At 72.4% G+C, this 16,026-nt stretch carries 18 protein-coding genes; 7 read left to right on the top strand and 11 right to left on the bottom strand.

All coding sequences use genetic code 11. From position 1 onward, the window contains the following. Positions 1–233 precede the first annotated feature (233 nt). Genes P4R38_RS18160 through P4R38_RS18150 form a run of 3 tightly spaced genes read left to right on the top strand, consistent with a single transcriptional unit; the run spans position 234 to position 2,154 of the window. Complete coding sequence (locus tag P4R38_RS18160) at positions 234–1,100, top strand: LysR family transcriptional regulator (RefSeq protein ID WP_277193400.1); 867 nt, start codon at positions 234–236, stop codon at positions 1,098–1,100. A gap of 22 nt (positions 1,101–1,122) precedes the next feature. After that, the gene (locus P4R38_RS18155) at positions 1,123–1,617 is read left to right on the top strand and encodes a low molecular weight protein-tyrosine-phosphatase (protein ID WP_275237919.1); all 495 of its coding nucleotides are present in this window, start codon (positions 1,123–1,125) and stop codon (positions 1,615–1,617) included. Between the two features lie 3 nt (positions 1,618–1,620). Next, a complete protein-coding gene (locus P4R38_RS18150; protein ID WP_275237920.1) occupies positions 1,621–2,154 on the top strand; it encodes an arsenate-mycothiol transferase ArsC in 534 nt (177 codons plus the stop codon). On the opposite strand, the gene P4R38_RS18145 is transcribed toward P4R38_RS18150, so the two are convergent. After that, positions 2,118–2,615: a DUF1232 domain-containing protein gene (locus P4R38_RS18145; RefSeq protein WP_275237921.1), complete on the bottom strand. Its 498-nt coding sequence runs from the start codon at positions 2,613–2,615 to the stop codon at positions 2,118–2,120. The genes P4R38_RS18150 and P4R38_RS18145 overlap by 37 nt on opposite strands. A 139-nt stretch (positions 2,616–2,754) precedes the next feature. Here P4R38_RS18145 and P4R38_RS18140 point away from each other — a divergent pair, with 139 nt between their 5' ends. Together P4R38_RS18140 and purB are read left to right on the top strand one after the other, a co-directional pair. Beyond that, entirely contained in the window at positions 2,755–3,522 is a 768-nt protein-coding gene (locus P4R38_RS18140) for a VOC family protein (RefSeq protein WP_277193399.1), read from the top strand. Between the two features lie 69 nt (positions 3,523–3,591). Beyond that, positions 3,592–5,007 carry an adenylosuccinate lyase gene (gene purB, locus P4R38_RS18135; RefSeq protein ID WP_277193398.1) on the top strand — a complete coding sequence of 472 codons (1,416 nt, stop codon included), beginning with the start codon at positions 3,592–3,594 and terminating at the stop codon, positions 5,005–5,007. A gap of 55 nt (positions 5,008–5,062) precedes the next feature. On the opposite strand, the gene P4R38_RS18130 is transcribed toward purB, so the two are convergent. Then, positions 5,063–6,205: a hypothetical protein gene (locus tag P4R38_RS18130; RefSeq protein ID WP_277193397.1), complete on the bottom strand. Its 1,143-nt coding sequence runs from the start codon at positions 6,203–6,205 to the stop codon at positions 5,063–5,065. Continuing rightward, positions 6,202–6,738 (bottom strand): SigE family RNA polymerase sigma factor, encoded by a 537-nt coding sequence (locus P4R38_RS18125; RefSeq protein ID WP_277193396.1) that lies wholly within the window; start codon positions 6,736–6,738, stop codon positions 6,202–6,204. The genes P4R38_RS18130 and P4R38_RS18125 overlap by 4 nt, the downstream gene beginning before the upstream one ends. Before the next feature lie 171 nt (positions 6,739–6,909). Between P4R38_RS18125 and P4R38_RS18120 the strand changes: the two genes are divergently transcribed. Together P4R38_RS18120 and P4R38_RS18115 are read left to right on the top strand one after the other, a co-directional pair. Further along, complete coding sequence (locus tag P4R38_RS18120; protein WP_277193395.1) at positions 6,910–7,299, top strand: ribonuclease; 390 nt, start codon at positions 6,910–6,912, stop codon at positions 7,297–7,299. 76 nt (positions 7,300–7,375) lie between these two features. Further along, positions 7,376–8,017 (top strand): class I SAM-dependent methyltransferase, encoded by a 642-nt coding sequence (locus P4R38_RS18115; RefSeq protein WP_277193394.1) that lies wholly within the window; start codon positions 7,376–7,378, stop codon positions 8,015–8,017. Between the two features lie 18 nt (positions 8,018–8,035). Here the strand turns inward: P4R38_RS18115 and P4R38_RS18110 are convergent, their stop codons facing one another. The 8 genes from P4R38_RS18110 to P4R38_RS18075 all read right to left on the bottom strand — a co-directional run bounded on the left by P4R38_RS18110 (position 8,036) and on the right by P4R38_RS18075 (position 15,801). Beyond that, entirely contained in the window at positions 8,036–8,689 is a 654-nt protein-coding gene (locus P4R38_RS18110) for a VOC family protein (RefSeq protein ID WP_277193393.1), read from the bottom strand. A gap of 74 nt (positions 8,690–8,763) precedes the next feature. Next, entirely contained in the window at positions 8,764–9,573 is an 810-nt protein-coding gene (locus P4R38_RS18105; RefSeq protein ID WP_277193392.1) for a TrmH family RNA methyltransferase, read from the bottom strand. Between the two features lie 48 nt (positions 9,574–9,621). Continuing rightward, positions 9,622–10,413: an HAD family hydrolase gene (locus P4R38_RS18100; RefSeq protein ID WP_277193391.1), complete on the bottom strand. Its 792-nt coding sequence runs from the start codon at positions 10,411–10,413 to the stop codon at positions 9,622–9,624. An 88-nt stretch (positions 10,414–10,501) separates the two neighbouring features. Further along, positions 10,502–11,527 carry a hypothetical protein gene (locus P4R38_RS18095; protein ID WP_277193390.1) on the bottom strand — a complete coding sequence of 342 codons (1,026 nt, stop codon included), beginning with the start codon at positions 11,525–11,527 and terminating at the stop codon, positions 10,502–10,504. A 118-nt stretch (positions 11,528–11,645) separates the two neighbouring features. Beyond that, a complete protein-coding gene (locus P4R38_RS18090; RefSeq protein WP_277193389.1) occupies positions 11,646–12,872 on the bottom strand; it encodes an ABC transporter permease in 1,227 nt (408 codons plus the stop codon). Beyond that, complete coding sequence (locus P4R38_RS18085; RefSeq protein ID WP_277193388.1) at positions 12,869–13,747, bottom strand: ABC transporter ATP-binding protein; 879 nt, start codon at positions 13,745–13,747, stop codon at positions 12,869–12,871. Before P4R38_RS18085 ends, P4R38_RS18090 begins: the two co-directional genes overlap by 4 nt. 90 nt (positions 13,748–13,837) lie before the next feature. After that, positions 13,838–14,512: a response regulator gene (locus tag P4R38_RS18080; RefSeq protein ID WP_277193387.1), complete on the bottom strand. Its 675-nt coding sequence runs from the start codon at positions 14,510–14,512 to the stop codon at positions 13,838–13,840. After that, a complete protein-coding gene (locus P4R38_RS18075; protein ID WP_277193386.1) occupies positions 14,509–15,801 on the bottom strand; it encodes a sensor histidine kinase in 1,293 nt (430 codons plus the stop codon). The genes P4R38_RS18080 and P4R38_RS18075 overlap by 4 nt, the downstream gene beginning before the upstream one ends. Between the last annotated feature and the right edge of the window lie 225 nt (positions 15,802–16,026).

Below are 16,026 nucleotides of genomic sequence, written 5' to 3'. Positions count from 1 at the left end.
CCTTGTCCAACGACCCGTCATGATTCCCCGACATCTCCGCGATGATGTACGGCTCGTGCTCCGGACCGATCCAACGACCGGCGATCTGGATGTTCATCTGGCTGCCTCCCGCTGGTGGGGCACGCGCCTCGCGCCCCGCTGACCCGAGCGTGCGCCCGCCGAGCGCGCCGCGTCCAAGAGGAAGTCCCGATAGCCTCCATAGCGGAGACGAATCGCTGCAGGTCAGGAGGCACGTGAACGTCGACGCCGGACTGCTGCGCAGCTTCCTCGTCGTCGCCGACGAGGGCACGGTGACGGGCGCCGCCGAGCGCCTGTTCATCTCCCAGCCCGCGCTCTCGGGCCAGGTCAGGCGGCTCGAGCGCATCGTCGGCCTGACGCTGTTCGAGCGGCACCCCGGCGGGGTCCGACTCACGCCCGCCGGCGCCACGTTCCTGCCGTACGCCGAGCAGGTGCTGGCCACGCTGGAGCGCGGTGTCGCCGACGCGGCGGCGGCCGCCGGTCAGGGGACGCTGAGGCTCGACGTCCTGGACGCCTCCCTCGCGGTCCCGCAGCGCGTGATCGACCGGCTGCGGCAGCGTTTGCCGTCGGTCGTCCTGGAGATCACCGACCGCGGGTCCGGCGAGCAGGCCGTACGGCTGCGTGGCGGCACGCTGGATCTCGCGCTCACCGCGGCGGGTCGGACGCCGACGGGCATGACCGACACACCGCTCGTGGCCGAACCGCTCGGTGTCGCCGTCGCCGGGACGCACCGGCTCGCCACCGCCGGCGACGTCCGCATCGCGCAGCTGGCGGACGAGGTCCACTACCTGCCGCGGGAGGAGTTCGCGCCGGAGTGGGTCACGCTCGTGACGGCTGCGTGCGAGCAGGCGGGGTTCACGCCCCGCCTGCTGCCGCTGCGGTCGGAGTCGACCGACGCCCCGATGCACCGGGTCGCGGCGGGCGAGTGCGTCGCGGTGAGCCTGCTGAGCACGACGGTGCCACCGGGCGTCGTGATGTGCCCGCTCGCCGACGCTCCGGCGTACCGCTGGGTGGCGCGAACGTCCGAGCGGCACGGCGCCCTCGTCGGCAGCGCGACGGAGGCCCTGCGCGGCATGGTGTGAGCCGTGCGGTTTCATGGTCCGCATGACGGCCGATCCGTACCGCGTCTGCGTGGTCTGCAGCGGCAACATCTGCCGGTCGCCGATGGGCGAGATCGTCCTGCGCGACCTGCTCGCCGACGCCGGGCTCGGCGATCGGGTCGTCGTCGACTCCGCCGGCACCGGCGACTGGCACGTCGGCGACCCGGCCGACCGGCGTACGGTCCGCGCCCTGCACGAGGCCGGGTACGACGGAGCGGCGCACCGCGCCCAGCACCTCACCCCGCCGGTGCTCGCCGAGCGCGACCTGGTGCTGGTCGCCGACCGCGGGCACCTGCGCGAGGTCGAGCGCATGGCCCGGCACACCGACACCGACGCCGAGATCCGCCTGCTGCGCGAGTTCGACCCGGCTGCTGTCGCCGCCGACCAGCTCGAGGTCGACGACCCCTACTTCGGTGACGAGGCCGACTTCCGGCGGTGCCTGGAAGAGGTGGCCGCGGCCTGCGCCGGGGTCGTCGACCACCTGCGCGCCGAGGTCTGACCCGTGCGACCGGTGCGGGCCCAGGTGGTGTGCTCCGGCAACACCTGTCGCTCACCGATGGCGCAGGCCGTGCTGCGCGACCTCCTGGACCGCTCGCCGGTGGGCGACCGCACCGAGATCACCTCGGCCGGCCTGCTCGTCCTGGACCCCGGGGCGCCCGCCGACCCCCGCGCTCTCGCGGCGCTGGCGAGGGCGGGGCTGGACGGATCGGCCCACCGAACCACGCAGTTCGAGCTCGACGACGTCGAGGAGTACGACCTGGTGCTGTTCGTCGAGGAACGCCACATCGACCTGTTCGGGGCCGCCCGAGCGACGGCGGGGGCGCGCGAGCGGGTCCGGCTGCTGCGCGCCTTCGACCCGGTGGCCGTCGCGCTCGGCACCCTCGACCTCCCCGACCCGGTCGAGCACGGGCCGGCCGCGTACCACCGGTGCCTCAAGGACATCCGTTCCGCGGCGCCGCGCATCGTCACCGAGCTCGAGCGGCTCGCGGACGAGCGCGGTCAGGCCGGGGCGGGCGGTGAGGTCAGGGGCGTGTGATGCATCGGTGGCTGAGCCACCGGACCGTGCCCGTTGTCCCTGACCGCCGGCAGCTCACCGCGCGCGATCTGGGTGACCCAGTGCACGATCGCCAGGTCGTCGAGGTGACCGAGCCGGTGATGGTCCGGCACCGCGTCCTCCTCCAGGACCAGGTAGAGCAGCGCCGCGAGGATGAGCCGCAGCCGCGCGCTGGCGGTCGGCTCCAGCTCGGCGAGCGGCGCCGCATCCCCCTCGTCCAGCTCCTCCAGCCGCGCCTCGACCACCGAGCAGGCGATGTCGACGTCCACCCGTCCGTGCCGGTCGTCCAACGGCTCGGCCGCCCCGAACGTCACGCCGTCCACCTGATCCATCAGGCGGCGCAGCCCCTCTCGATCGTCCGCCAGCCGGCCAGCAGCCGCCCTGCAGCGGGTGAACGACGGTGACGTGAGCAGCCGCGCCACCCCCTCGTTCTCGCGCCCCATGCGGTCGAGGGTACGTTCCGCGCGCCCGCAACGGGCCCGGACGGCCGACTCCCATGACGAACCTCATGGGTCGATGATTGGGTGGGTCCGACATGCAGAGCGCGCCACACCCGGCGCCAGGACGAAGGAGTCACCCTCGATGGCCACCCGCGACACTCCCTGGCCCGCCGGCACGCCCTGCTGGATCGACTGCGGGTTCGAGGACCTCGACCGCGCTCGCCGGTTCTACGGCCACCTGTTCGGCTGGGACACCGACGAGGGCGAGGGCCCGAACCACTACACGACCTGCCTCAAGAACCACCGCGTCGTCGCCGGGATGTCCGAGAGCCAGGACGAGCACGCGCCGACCGTCTGGACGACGTACTTCGCGACGGAGGACGTCGAGGCCACCACCGAGGCGGTCCGGCGCGCCGGCGGCGAGGTCGTCCTGGACGCCACCGACATCGACGCGCAGGGCCGGCTCGCGATCTACCGGGACCCGACGGGCGCGACGTTCAGCGTCTGGCAGGGCGGCGACCTCACCGGTGTGCAGGTCTTCGGCGAGCCCGGCTCGATGGCCTGGAACGACCTGATCACCCGCGACCTGGAGGCCGCGAAAACGTTCTACGCGGCCGTGTTCGGCTACACGTACGAAGACATGGGCGGCGGGTACGTCACGTTCCGGCCGCCGGGCTTCGAGGGCATGGCCGGGGGGATGCACCAGGCGGCCGAGCTCGCCGACGACGCCGACCCGCACTGGCTGGTCCACTTCGCCGTCGCCGACCGCGACGCCACGGTCGCGCTGGCCGAGATGGAGGACGACGTCGACGTGCTGATGACGATGAGCACGCCGTTCGGGCCGGAGGCCACGCTGCGCGGCGCCGAGGGCGAGGTCTTCAACATCATCGCCCTGAACGACGGCAGCTGATCCGCCCGGCGGTGGAGGCGGACCGGCAGCCGGTTCGCCTCCGCCCGCCCTGGCCGGGACAATGAGCGCATGCGTTCTCTTGCCGACGTCACCCCGTCGATCGCCCTCGGCGCCCTGGACGGGCGCTACCGCAGCGCCGTCGCGCCCCTGGTCGACCACCTGTCCGAGGCGGCGCTCAACCGTCAGCGCGTGCACGTGGAGGTCGAGTGGCTGATCCACCTGACCGACCAGGGCGTGGTCCCGGGCGTCCGGGCGCTGAGCGAGGACGAGAAGCGGGCGCTGCGCCAGGTGGTCGAGGACTTCGGTGCGGACGAGATCGCCGAGCTGGGTGAGATCGAGCGCGAGACCGTCCACGACGTGAAGGCCGTCGAGTATTTCCTCAAGCGCCGCCTCGAGAAGATCGCGGTCTCCGACGCCGCCGGCCTGGCCGAGCTGATCCACTTCGGCTGCACCAGCGAGGACGTCAACAACACCTCGTACGCCCTCATGGTGCAGGGCGCCGTGCAGCAGGTGTGGCTGCCGCGGGCGACCGCACTGAACGAGCAGGTCGCCGACCTGGCGCGCGAGCTGCGGGAGGTCCCGCTCCTCGCCCACACGCACGGGCAGCCGGCGACCCCCACCACCATGGGCAAGGAGCTCGCCGTGCTGGCCTTCCGGCTGCAGCGGCAGCTGCGCCGGATCGACGCGCAGGAGTACCTCGGCAAGATGAACGGCGCGACGGGCACGTACGGCGCCCACACCGCTGCCCTGCCGGACGTCGACTGGCAGGCGGTGTCGGAAGGGTTCGTGGAGGGGGCGCTCGGCCTGACCTGGAACCCGCTGACCACGCAGATCGAGAGTCACGACTGGCAGGCCGAGCTGTACGCCGACGTGGCCCGCTTCAACCGGATCCTGCACAACCTGTGCACCGACGTGTGGTCCTACATCTCGATGGGCTACTTCGCCCAGGTGCGAGGCCAGGGCACGGTCGGGTCGTCGACCATGCCGCACAAGGTCAACCCCATCCGGTTCGAGAACGCCGAGGCCAACCTCGAGGTGTCGAACGCCCTGCTGGACGTGCTCGCCTCGACGCTGGTCACCAGCCGCCTGCAGCGCGACCTCACCGACTCCTCGATGCAGCGCAACATCGGTACGGCGTTCGGCCACTCGCTGCTCGCCCTGGACAACGCCTCCCGCGGGCTGGCCGGTCTGGACGCCGTCCCGTCGGCGATGGCCGCCGACCTCGACGCCAACTGGGAGGTGCTCGGCGAGCCGATCCAGTCGGCGATGCGGGCGCTCGGGGCGCAGGGCGTCCCGGGGATGGACCAGCCGTACGAGCGGCTCAAGGAGCTCACCCGCGGGCGGCGCATCACCGGGGACGACCTGCGTGAGTTCGTCCGTGGCCTGGGCCTGCCGGCCGAGGTCGAGGAGCGGTTCGTCGCGATGACGCCGCAGTCGTACGTCGGCCTGGCCCCGCGCCTGGTCGACCACCTCGACCGCGACTGACGGACGAGGAGGGGAGCCGGTCAGCGCGACCGGCTCCCCTCCTCTCCCGCTCGGCTCAGCCGACCGGTACCTCCGCCTGGCCCGGCACAGCCACCGTCCGCGTCGCTCCGCCGGCGCTGACCGTCACATCGACGGCCGGAACCCGTGGCAACGGCTCGCCCGAGGCGGCGGACACGCCGACCGCCGGGACCGTCGCCGCGAACAGGCCGGTCCGCTCACGCTGCACCTCCGGCGTGACCGCCCGTCCGGCGACCTTCGCGGTGACGCCGAAGCCGTCGGGCGCGATGCCCGCGACCGGGACGAGCCCGACGACCAGGCGACCGAGCCCGGCGCCGGACGCGGGGACCGCGGTCACGGGAGGGGTCACCGCCGTCGCGACCTGGTGCGCGACGGTGTTCAGCTGCAGCGTGCGGGTGTCGGTGCTGAGCAGCGCGCTCCCCTTGCCGTCGGGGCGTGGGACCACGAGCAACCGGGGCGCGTCCGCCGTACGGCGCGTGGGGAGCGTCGCCGCCTGTTCACCGGTCACGGTGCGCCACAGCACGCCGACCGCCGGGGTCGCGGCGCGCTTCGCCGCCGCCTGGTCGGGCCAGATCACGGTGTAGGTGCCCACCCGGACCTGCTGCGCGGGGACGGTGGGTCGTCCCGGGCCGCTGACCACCGCGGCCCGGGTGTCCACGCCGGGGGTGCCGGAGACGAGGTAGAACGTCTGGTCGCCGAACCGGCCGACCGTGACGCCGCCGTCCTTCTGCGACGGCGTGACCGTCGTCGTCTGCTTCGCGCCGGCGCCTTGCGCGGTCGGTGTCAGGCTGAGCGACAGCTGCGGCGGGTAGCTCTCGGCCACGGTGTCCAGCGCCAGCCGGGCGGTCCCGCCGTCGGCCGTCCGTACGGTCGCACCCTGCATGTTCATCCCGTCCACGATCGGCGTCCTGGAGCCGCCCGGTGTCGACGGCGCGGCGATGCCGGGCTGGGTCCCGGCGCGCGACGGCGGCGTGTCCGAGCGGATCGAGCTCACCACCGGGACCGCGACAGCGACCGCAGCGGCGGTGCCGACCGCGATGCCGGCCTGGCGGAGGCGACGACCCCGACGCCGGACGGACTCGCCCTCCCGCACCACCTCGGCGGTGTCGACGGTCAGCTCCAGCGGCGGGCGCTCCTCGTGCAGCGCCGTACGCAGCGTCTCCTCGAACCGGGTGCTCATGCCTGCCTCCTACGGTCGTTCAGGTCGGTCACGGATGCGGGTTCGCCCAGCTCGGCTCGTAGCCGGGCCAGTCCGCGGGAGGCCGCCGACTTCACCGACCCGGTCGAGATCCCGAGCAGGTCGGCGACGGCCGCCTCGGAGAGGTCGGCGTAGTAGCGCAGCACCACCACGGTGCGCTGCTGCTTGGGCAGCAGGGCCAGCAGCCGGACGATCTCGCGCCGCTCCTCCACGGTCTCCAGCGCCCGGTCCGGTCCCGGCGACTCGGGCATGTCCTCCAGGCGGGTCTCCCGGCGACGCCGCCGCCAGGTGTCCGTGTGGTGGTTCACCAGGACGCGCCGGGCGTACGCCAGGGCCTCGCCGGGTCGGACCCGGGACCACGCGACGTACGTCTTGACGAGCGCTGCCTGCACGAGCTCGCGGGACGCGTCCACCTGACCGGTGAGCAACCACGCGGTGTGCAGCAGCGACGGACTGGCGTGCTCCACGAACTCCTCGAAGTCCGTGCGATCACTGCTGTGGACCAGCTTGGGCAAGGCTCCTCCTTCGCCGATGAGCTCTCACACCATGAACTACGGCGTGGGCGCCGGAAAGGTTGTCACGCAACCGGATCGACCGGTGTCGGTTCGGAGCAGCAGACCGATTGCTGACGAAGTCCTGACCCACGCGACACCCGTCCGACGTGGCGATCCGGCACGGTCGATGACATGACCACGATGACCAGCCGGCTCGGCCGGCTCGCCTCCGTCACGGCCCTGTCCGCCGGCCTCGTCATGGCCGGCGCCGCGCAGGCGCAGGCCGCCCTGCCGGACTGCAGCCTCTCCTCGCTGCCGCCCGAGGCCACCACCACCGCGATCCTCATCAGGTCCGGCGGCCCCTTCCCGTACGAACAGGACGGAGTGGTCTTCCAGAACCGCGAGGCCATCCTGCCGGCGCAGACCACCGGGTACTACCACGAGTACACCGTGAAGACCCCCGGCTCCGACACCCGCGGAGCCCGCCGCATCGTGACCGGCGGTACGCCGCTGACCAGTCCGCCGAACTGGTACTACACCGGGGACCACTACGCCTCGTTCTGCAAGATCACCGGCGTCTGACCGCGTCGGGTGATGGTTCTTGCCGGCCCTGGGACCGGGTGCGTACGCCTGTGCGCCGGCGCTAGGGTTCGGGCCCATGAGCGAGCCCCAGGACCAGGTCGAGCGCGTCCGCGCCGGCTACAACGCCCTCTCGCGGTCCTACCGGGGCGACATCGCCGACGGCCCGACGCAGAGCAGGTACGCGACGTGGCTGTCCCGGCTGCGCGACCACGTCCCGGCGGGCGGCCACGTCCTCGACCTGGGCTGCGGCAACGGCATCCCCGCGGCGCAGTGGCTGGTCGACAACGGCTACCGGGTGACCGGTGTCGACGTCTCCGACGAGATGGTCAGCAGGGCGCGCACGCTGGTGCCGCAGGCGGAGTTCGTCCGGGCGGACCTCTCCGACCCCGAGGCGCTGGACTTCCCCGCCGGCGAGGCCGCTGCGGTGGTGGCGCTGTACTCCCTCATCCACATCCCGCTGCGCCAGCAGGAGCCGCTGATGCGCCGGATCGCCGGCTGGCTGCGACCGGGAGGGCTGCTGGTCGCGACCGTCGGTCACAACGCCTGGCAGGGCCGGGAGCAGGGCTGGCTCGGCAGTGCCGTCGAGATGTGGTGGAGCCACCCGGACGCCTCGACCTACCGGTCCTGGATCGAGGACGCCGGCTTGGCCGTGGTTCACGAGGAGCTCGTCCCCGAGGGCAGCTCCGGCCACCAGCTGATCGTCGCTCGCCGCGGCTAAGCCTGCAAACCCGGGGCGTCAGACGGTGACGGTGCCGTTCGGCGTCGAGAACGTCACGGACAGCAGACCCGGCGTGCCGTGCGGGGCCATGAAGTCGAACACGACCTCCGGCTCCCACTCGTCGCGGTCCACACCCGGCTCACCGGTCAGACCGAGCCACTCGCGGACGCGGTCCGGGGAGCCGGCGATCTGCAGCTTCTCCAGCGCGACACCGCCGGCGGCGTCGTGCGAGGGGTGCTGGGCGTCGTCGTCCCAGTGGATGAAGAAGGGGACCTGAGGGTCGGACATCAGACCCTTGACGCCCAGCTGCTTCCAGGTGATCTCGACACCGTCCGGGCGGTGCCGGTTGCCCGGGACGGCCTGCCGGCCGACGAGCCGCTCGGCGCCGGCGATGTCCTTGACCTCGACGACCCAGCCGAGCCAGCCGCCGCCGTTCTCCGTACGGGCCTTGACCGCCTGACCGAACGGGGCCTTGTCGGACGCAGGGTGGTCCAACGGCTCGACGATCTCCAGGAAGCGGTGGTTGGCCAGGGGGATCAGTGCGTTGCGCGTCCCGAACCGGGGGTGGATGCCGCCGTCCACCACGTCGGCGGCGAGCTTCTCGCCGAGGCGCTTGGACGTGGCGACGAGCCCGTCCGGCTCAGCCGCGTACACGACATGGTCTATGCGCATACCGGTCATGGTGCCACGCACCTGTCAAGAACCTGAAAACGGGTCGCCGTGTCGCGCTCGCGTGGTACGCGGGGTCAGGCCCGGCCGCGCTGGCGAACGGCCTCGTACAGCAGGATCGCGGCGGACGTGGCGACGTTCAGGGAGTTCACGACGCCGGCCATCGGGATACGGACGCGCTGGGCGGCGGCGTCCAGGACGGTGTCGGTGAGCCCGTACTTCTCGGTGCCCACCGCGATGGCGACCGGCCCGGTGAGGTCGACGTCGGTGTGCAGCACCTCCGTGTCGGGCGTGGCGGCCATCAGCGGGATGCCCTGCTCGGCGAGCCAGATCAGCGTGTCGGCCGTGGACGCGCTCGCGACCGGCACCGAGAAGACCGTGCCCTTGCTGCCGCGTACGACGTTGGGGTTGCCCCAGTCGGTCACCGGGTCGGCCGCGACGACCGCGTCCGCTCCGGCGGCGTCCGCGGTCCGCAGCATCGCCCCGAGGTTGCCGGGCTTCTCGACACCCTCGGCGACCAGCAGCAGCGGCGAGCCGGGCAGGGTGAGGTCCTGGGGCCGCTGGTCGATCGCCGGGACGACAGCCAGGAAACCGTCCGGACCCTCGCGGTAGGCGACCTTCTCGAAGGCCGCGCGGGACAGCCGTACGGTCTCGGCGCCGAGGTCGGCGATCCGGCGGACGACGTCCTCCTGCGCGGCGGCGTCCAGCATCAGCTCCGGACAGCTGAACAGGGTCCGCGGCACGACGCCGGCGTCCAGCGCGAGGGCGAGCTCGTCGTACCCCTCCAGCAGCGTGAGCCCCTGCTGCTCACGGGCACGACGCCGACGCAGGGCGACGAGGTTCTTCAGGCGCGGGTTGGACGGGGAGGTGATCACGAGCTCTGCCATGGCGGTCACAGCATCCCGTACGGGCGCGCGGGCGACAATCGGGCCTGATCAGGCGAGCAGCGAGTCGAGGACGGTGGCCAGGCCGTCCTCCTCGACGGTGCCGGTCACCTCGTCCGCGACGTCCTGGACCTCGGCGGGAGCCTGGCCCATCGCCACACCGCGCGCGGCCCAGCGCAGCATCTCGATGTCGTTGCGCTGGTCACCGACCGCGACGGTGTCGGCCGGCTCCACGCCGAGCCGGCGGCGCACCTGCTCCAGCGCCGACCCCTTCGAGACGCCCTCGGGGTTGATGTCGAGCCACGCGGTGAAGCCGACGGCGTAGTTGACGCCGTGCAGACCGATCCGCTCGGTGAGCTCCAGGAAGTCCTCCGCGCTGCCGGTCGGCGAACGGAACGTCACGCGGGTCGCCGGGTGCCTGGTGAGCTCGTCCCAGGGCACGATGCGCTGGACGCCGAGCAGCTCGCCGTCCGGGAACGGCGCACTCACCTTGAATCCGACGCCGACCTCCTCGACCGCCACGACCGCGTCCGGCCACGACCCGCGCAGCAGGGTGAGCGCCGGCTCGGGGTCGAAGGTCACGGTCTCGACGACGTCGTACCCCTCGGGCCGGCCGGGGTTGATGCCCAACGTGATCGCGCCGTTCGAGCAGACCGCGAATCCCGTTGCCAGGTCGAGCTTCTCGGCGATCGGCATCGTCCCGATGACCGCACGACCGGTGGCGAGGACGACGTGGTGACCGGCGTTCGCGACCGCCTGCACGCGATCGCGTACGGCATCGGTCAGGTGGCCGTCGTGGTGCACGGTGGTGCCGTCGATGTCGAGAGCGATCAGCAGGGCCACGCCGTCAGCCTATGCGCCCGGGAACGAGAAGGTCCTGACAGGTGCGGTCGAGCTGCACCTGCCAGGACCTTCGAGGTCGTCGCCGACCTCAGTCGCGCTTGAGCACCGCGGTGGCGGAGACCACGACCATGACGATGCCGGCGAGGATCACCAGCCACAGACCCCAGCCGGCGCCCACCGACGCGCTGATGCCCGCATTGTCGCCCGAGGACATCTGCTCCTTGATCTTGTCGCCGGCGTCGCCCACATCGATGAAGTTCTTGACCCCGAGCGCCAGGGCAACCAGGCCCGCGACGAGGGGAACCGCGGTCAGCGCCCTGCCGCCCTTGCCGAGCCCGCGCACGGCGGCCGCGGCGGCGGCCACCAGGGCCAGGGCAGCCGTCAGCCATCCGTCGCGTGTGGCGCCCTTGTCGTCCTGGAGAACCCCGAAGCTCGCGTCGTCCTCGGAGCTGCCGCTGCTGCTCTCGTTCATGGACTTCTCCATCTCGGCGTTGCTCGAGCTGAGCTTGCCGATGCCGGACATGGAGGCAGTCACCGTGCCGAGCGGGCCGGCGTTGATGTCGTACTTGGCCCAGGTACCGAACGAACCAATGAGCGCCAGGACGGCGACCGCTGCGAGCACCCAGCCGAGGATCTTGCCGATGCCGGACGCCTTGGTGGCCACGGAGGACGCGGCGCCCGAGCCGTACGCGGGCTGGCCGTACCCCTGCTGCTGGCCGTAGCCCGGCTGGCCGTACTGCTGCCCTGCCTGCTGGCCGTAGCCGCCCTGGCCCGGCTGGCCGTAGCCGCTCTGACCCTGCTGGCCGTAGCCCGACTGCTGGCCGTAGCCCGACTGCTGACCCTGGCCCGGCTGGCCGTAGCCCGACTGCTGACCCTGGCCCGGCTGGCCGTACCCCGGCTGCTGGCCCTGGCCGTACGACGGCTGCCCCTGACCCGGCTGCTGCTGCCCCTGACCGGGCTGCTGGCCCGGCTGCTCGCCGTACGACGGAACGGCCGGCTGGGCGCGCGTCGGCTCCTCGTGCGGTGAGGCGGGACGGCCCGCCTGACCACCCGGCTGCCCGGGCAGGCGTCGTCCTGGACCGTTGGGCGGCTGACCGCCCGGCGTGCTGCTCATGCTTGCCTCCGCGATGTGTGTGGACTCCCCGCGGCAACGTACACGCCCTGACCGTCGGATGTGCAGCCCCGCAGAGCCGTCGGAGCGCCGCCGCGCCCCCTCCGGACGCTCGCCGCCCTCAGCCCCGGAGCCGGAGCGCCTGACGCAGCGTCAGCCGGCCCTGGGTCTGCATCAACGACCGGCGGTACGCGGTCTCGGCCAGCACCACGATCGCGTACGTCGCCGCGGCCATGATCGCCAGCGACACGAGGGGCTCCCACCAGGCCGCCGTTCCTGCGACGACGCGCGTCGGCATGGCCACGATCGACAGCATCGGCACGTAGGACGCGACGACCTGCACGGTCCCGCTCGCGAAGATGCCGCCGAACATCACGATGATCAGCAGCATCGACAATGGGGTCGAGGTCGACTGCAGGTCCTCGTTGCGCGTCGCGAGCGACCCGGCGACCGCCCAGAGCGCGGCGAGCGCCAGGAAGCCGACGACGAAGAAGACGACGAACCAGCCGGCGGCGCCCGCGACCGCGCCGAGGTCGGCGCCCCGACCCATCGCGGTCATGCCGAGCAGTCCCGCGCCGACGAACAGCGCGAGCTGGGCGAACGCCAGCGCCGTGCTGCCCAGCACCTTCCCGGTCAGCAGGTGCCGCAACGGGATCGCGCTGGCCAGGATCTCCACGATGCGGTTCTGCTTCTCCTCGACGACGCTCTGCGCGATCGCCATCCCGAACAGGATCGAGGACAGGTAGAAGAGGAACGCGAAGACGAAACCGACGATCTTGACGGTGGCCTCGTCGTTGCCGCTGTCGTCGAGCAGCCGGTAGGTCACCGTGCTGCCGCGCTGCAGGTCGGCGACGGTCGTCCCGGCGTCCGCAGCGTTGCGCTCGACCGCGAGCTGGGCGGCGGCCGTCCCGACGTACCGGGAGAGGTCGGTGTCCTCGTCGGTGTCGCCGATCAGCTGCCAGCCCTGAGCCGACCGCACGAGTCCGGCGTCGACGGTGCCGTCCGCGACCTGCTGCTCCACCGCCGCCGCGTCCGGCACCGCGCTGGCGTGGAACGTGACGTCGTCGTCCTGGGCGTCCGCGACGCGTTGGGCCGTCTGGACGACCTGGGTGGCTCCCTGGCCGGTGACGGCGAGGTCGGTCGTGGAGCCGCGGCTGCTCAGGAACCCGCTGATCATCATCGAGCCGATGATCGCGGCCAGGGTGATGCCGGTCGAGATCAGGAAGTTGCGGTCGCGCAGCCGTACGGCGACCTCTCGGGCCGCCACGATGCGCCAGGCGTTCGCGACCGGTTCGCGTCCCGGGCGCTCCGTCCGACTCTCCGTCTCGGGTCGTACGGGCGCGGTCATGACGTCACCTTCCGGTAGATGTCGGCGATGGACGGGCGTACCTCGACCAGCTCGCGCACGCTGCCGCGGCGCATGGCCTCGGCGAGGAGCTCGTCGGTGCTCGCCGCCGTCAGCTCGAGCAGCGCACTGGCCCCGTCGACGTCGACGACCGTGACGCCGGGCAGCACCCTGACCCACCCGGCGTCACCGCCGAGGACGAGGCGGTGACGCGTCGCGCCCGACCGGCGGAGCTCGTCCGGGCTGCCGTGCGCGACGACGCGGCCGCGGTGCAGCACCACCAGACCGTCGGACAGCCGCTCGACGAGGTCCAGCTGGTGGGAGGAGAAGATCACCGGCACGCCGCGGGAGGTGTACTCCCGCAGCAGGTCGACCATCGAGTCGACCGCGGCCGGGTCCAGCCCGGAGAACGGCTCGTCCAGCACGAGCAGGTCCGGGTCGCCGATCACCGCGGCGGCGATCTGGACCCGCTGCTGGTTGCCGAGCGAGAGCGACTCGAGCTTGTCGCGCCGGCGCGAGGCGAGGTCGAAGCGGTCGAGCAGGTCCGTCGCCGCCGACTGCGCCGCGGCCGCCGTCCGCCCTTGCAGGCGCGCGAGGTACACCAGCTGGTCGTGGACCGGCTGCTTCGGGTAGAGACCGCGCTCCTCGGGCATGTACCCGAATGCGCGCCGATCCGCCGCCGTCACCTCGTGGCCCTGCCACCGGATCTCGCCGCCGTCGGTGGCGAGCACCCCCATGATCATGCGCATCGTCGTGGTCTTGCCCGCCCCGTTGCCCCCGACGAAGCCGGTCAGGCCACCGGCCGCCACCTCGAACGACACGTCGTCGACGGCGACGGCCTCACCGAACCGCCTGGTCAGATGGTCGATCTCCAGCACTGCCCACCACTCCCTCTCGTCTCCCTCGACGACACTAGGTGCGCGCCTGCGGACCGCGGATCGGTCGTACGACGGGGTCAGCGGCCGCCCTCACTCCCCCGGGAGGATGAGACCCGTCTCGTAGGCGAGGACCACGGCCTGGACACGGTCGCGCAGGTGCAGCTTGGACAGGCAGGCGGAGACGTGCGACTTCACCGTCGCCTCGCCCAGGTACAGCTCGCTCGCGATCTCGGCGTTGGACAGCCCGCGGGCGACGAGGCCGAGCACCTCGCGTTCGCGTGCAGTCAGTCGATCCAGCCGCGAATCGTGTTGCGGCGTCTGTGATCTCGCGGGAACGGTGTCGAGCTGGGAGATGACCCGCCGGGTCACCTCCGGGGCGAGGAGCGCGTGCCCGTGACCCACCGCGCGTACGGCGTCGGCGAGGTCGTCCGGGTCGGTGTTCTTGAGCAGGTAGCCGCTCGCGCCGGCGCGCAGCCCGTCGAAGAGGTAGTCGTCGCGGTCGAACGTCGTGAGGATGATGACCTTCCCGAGGTCCTCGCGCACGATGGTCGCGGTCGCCTCGATGCCGTCCATGACCGGCATCTGCACGTCCATCAGGACGACGTCCGGACGCAGCCGCCGGCTCAGGATGATCGCCTCGGCGCCGTCCGCGGCCTCGCCGACCACCTCCAGGTCGTCCTCGACGCCGAGCATCATCGCGAACCCGCTGCGCACCAGCCGCTGGTCGTCGACGATCAGCACGGTGAGCCGCGGGTCCGCCGTCATCGAGCCACCGCCAGGGGGAAGCGCACCCGGACGCGGTACCCACCGGTCTCACGGGGCCCGATGTCGCCGAGGCCGCCGTGCGCGGTGATCCGCTCCCGCATCCCGACCAGCCCGAGCCCGGACCCGCCCGTACCGCCGCGAGGTCGTCCGTCGTCCAGCACCTCGACCTCCGCGAACCGGCCGTCCGCCTCCTCCAGCGCCCGCACCACGACGCTCGCCGACGCTGCCGTGGAGTGGCGGCGGATGTTGGTGAGCGCCTCTTGCGCCGTCCGGTAGAGCGAGAGCCCGACGACCTGGGGTACGTCCGCGAGCAGACCGGGCCGCGCCTCGACCTCGTCGTAGGAGACGCGCAATCCGTCGGCGCGGACCTGGTCGACCAGTGCCCTGATGTCGGCCACGCCCGGCTGAGGCGTGCGGTCGTCCCCGTCGGTACGCAGCGTGCCGAGCAGCGCGCGCATCTCGCCGACCGCCTCGCGCGCCGACGCCTCGATGTGCTGCAGAGCGTCGGCCGTGCCCTCCGGACGGCGGGTCAGCGTCTTGCGCGCCGCGCCGGCCTGGACGCCGATCACCGCCACGTGGTGGGCCACGACGTCGTGCAGCTCACGCGCGATGCGCATCCGCTCGTCCAGCGTCGCCTGCCGCTGCAGCTCGGTGGACTGCTCCTCGATGGTGCGCGCCTGGCGCTCCAGCACGTCGCGCTGGCGGGCCGTCCGCCACGCGACCTGGCCGACCGACAGGGCGCTGCCGAAGTAGACCGCGTTGATCAGGAACACGTACACGGCGCCGGCGACACCCGGCGACATCAGCCCGGTCGGCGCGGCGCCGACCGCATCGCTCGGTGAGTCGCCCCAGCGCAGCTGCCAGACGATCCAGCCGAACATGAACAGCATCGTCACCGCGATCACGACCAGGACCCGCCGGCGAGGAGCACCCCAGGCGACCGCCGAGAAGAAGCCGAGCAGGTACAGCAGCTGGGGGATGAACTGGGCCATCAGCTCGGGCATCAGCACGCCGGTCACGAACATCGCCGCGGCGACCAGCACCACGGCCGTCAGCGGGTACCGGCGCCGCCAGACGACGACCAGCGCGGTGACCGCGAGGACGAGGTACTGCTCCCACAGAGGGCGGGACGGGGTCAGGACGCCGAGGCTGCGCGCGGCCTCGAGCCCGACCGCCGCGAGCGCGAGGAAGGCCAGCGCCGACAGCACGTCCTGGCGCAACCACGCTCGGGGCAGGGGTCGACGCCAGGTGTCATCGAGCGCGAGGAACCGCGTCCATCTCTGCCGCACGGCGACCAGCGTAGGTCGGTCCGCCGCTCCCCACCTCCGCCGCGCGACGGATCCGACCGACGGGACTACCGCCGGTCGAGGAGGGCCGAACGCAGTGATGGCCCGTATCGAAACCCCCGCAACCGCGCGCACCTGGTCTCGACACGCCTCCGCAAGCTCCGGCTACTCGACCGGCGAACACCCACGCCGGTCGAGTAGGGCCGAACGCAGTGATGGCCCGTATCG

This window comes from Luteipulveratus flavus, assembly GCF_029439465.1.
Classification (GTDB): domain Bacteria; phylum Actinomycetota; class Actinomycetes; order Actinomycetales; family Dermatophilaceae; genus Luteipulveratus; species Luteipulveratus flavus.
This window is presented reverse-complemented; position numbering and strand designations above follow the sequence as displayed.

What these genes read in the sequence shown, in the direction of transcription:
- P4R38_RS18080 (WP_277193387.1), bottom strand. Translation starts at nt 14,512, where the DNA reads ATGACGGCGGACCCGCGGCTCACCGTGCTGATCGTCGACGACCAGCGG.
- P4R38_RS18145 (WP_275237921.1), bottom strand. Translation starts at nt 2,615, where the DNA reads ATGGGGCGCGAGAACGAGGGGGTGGCGCGGCTGCTCACGTCACCGTCG.
- P4R38_RS18110 (WP_277193393.1), bottom strand. Translation starts at nt 8,689, where the DNA reads ATGCGCATAGACCATGTCGTGTACGCGGCTGAGCCGGACGGGCTCGTC.
- P4R38_RS18140 (WP_277193399.1), top strand. Translation starts at nt 2,755, where the DNA reads ATGGCCACCCGCGACACTCCCTGGCCCGCCGGCACGCCCTGCTGGATC.
- P4R38_RS18115 (WP_277193394.1), top strand. Translation starts at nt 7,376, where the DNA reads ATGAGCGAGCCCCAGGACCAGGTCGAGCGCGTCCGCGCCGGCTACAAC.
- P4R38_RS18095 (WP_277193390.1), bottom strand. Translation starts at nt 11,527, where the DNA reads ATGAGCAGCACGCCGGGCGGTCAGCCGCCCAACGGTCCAGGACGACGC.
- P4R38_RS18105 (WP_277193392.1), bottom strand. Translation starts at nt 9,573, where the DNA reads ATGGCAGAGCTCGTGATCACCTCCCCGTCCAACCCGCGCCTGAAGAAC.
- P4R38_RS18130 (WP_277193397.1), bottom strand. Translation starts at nt 6,205, where the DNA reads ATGAGCACCCGGTTCGAGGAGACGCTGCGTACGGCGCTGCACGAGGAG.
- purB (WP_277193398.1), top strand. Translation starts at nt 3,592, where the DNA reads ATGCGTTCTCTTGCCGACGTCACCCCGTCGATCGCCCTCGGCGCCCTG.
- P4R38_RS18120 (WP_277193395.1), top strand. Translation starts at nt 6,910, where the DNA reads ATGACCACGATGACCAGCCGGCTCGGCCGGCTCGCCTCCGTCACGGCC.
- P4R38_RS18090 (WP_277193389.1), bottom strand. Translation starts at nt 12,872, where the DNA reads ATGACCGCGCCCGTACGACCCGAGACGGAGAGTCGGACGGAGCGCCCG.
- P4R38_RS18155 (WP_275237919.1), top strand. Translation starts at nt 1,123, where the DNA reads ATGACGGCCGATCCGTACCGCGTCTGCGTGGTCTGCAGCGGCAACATC.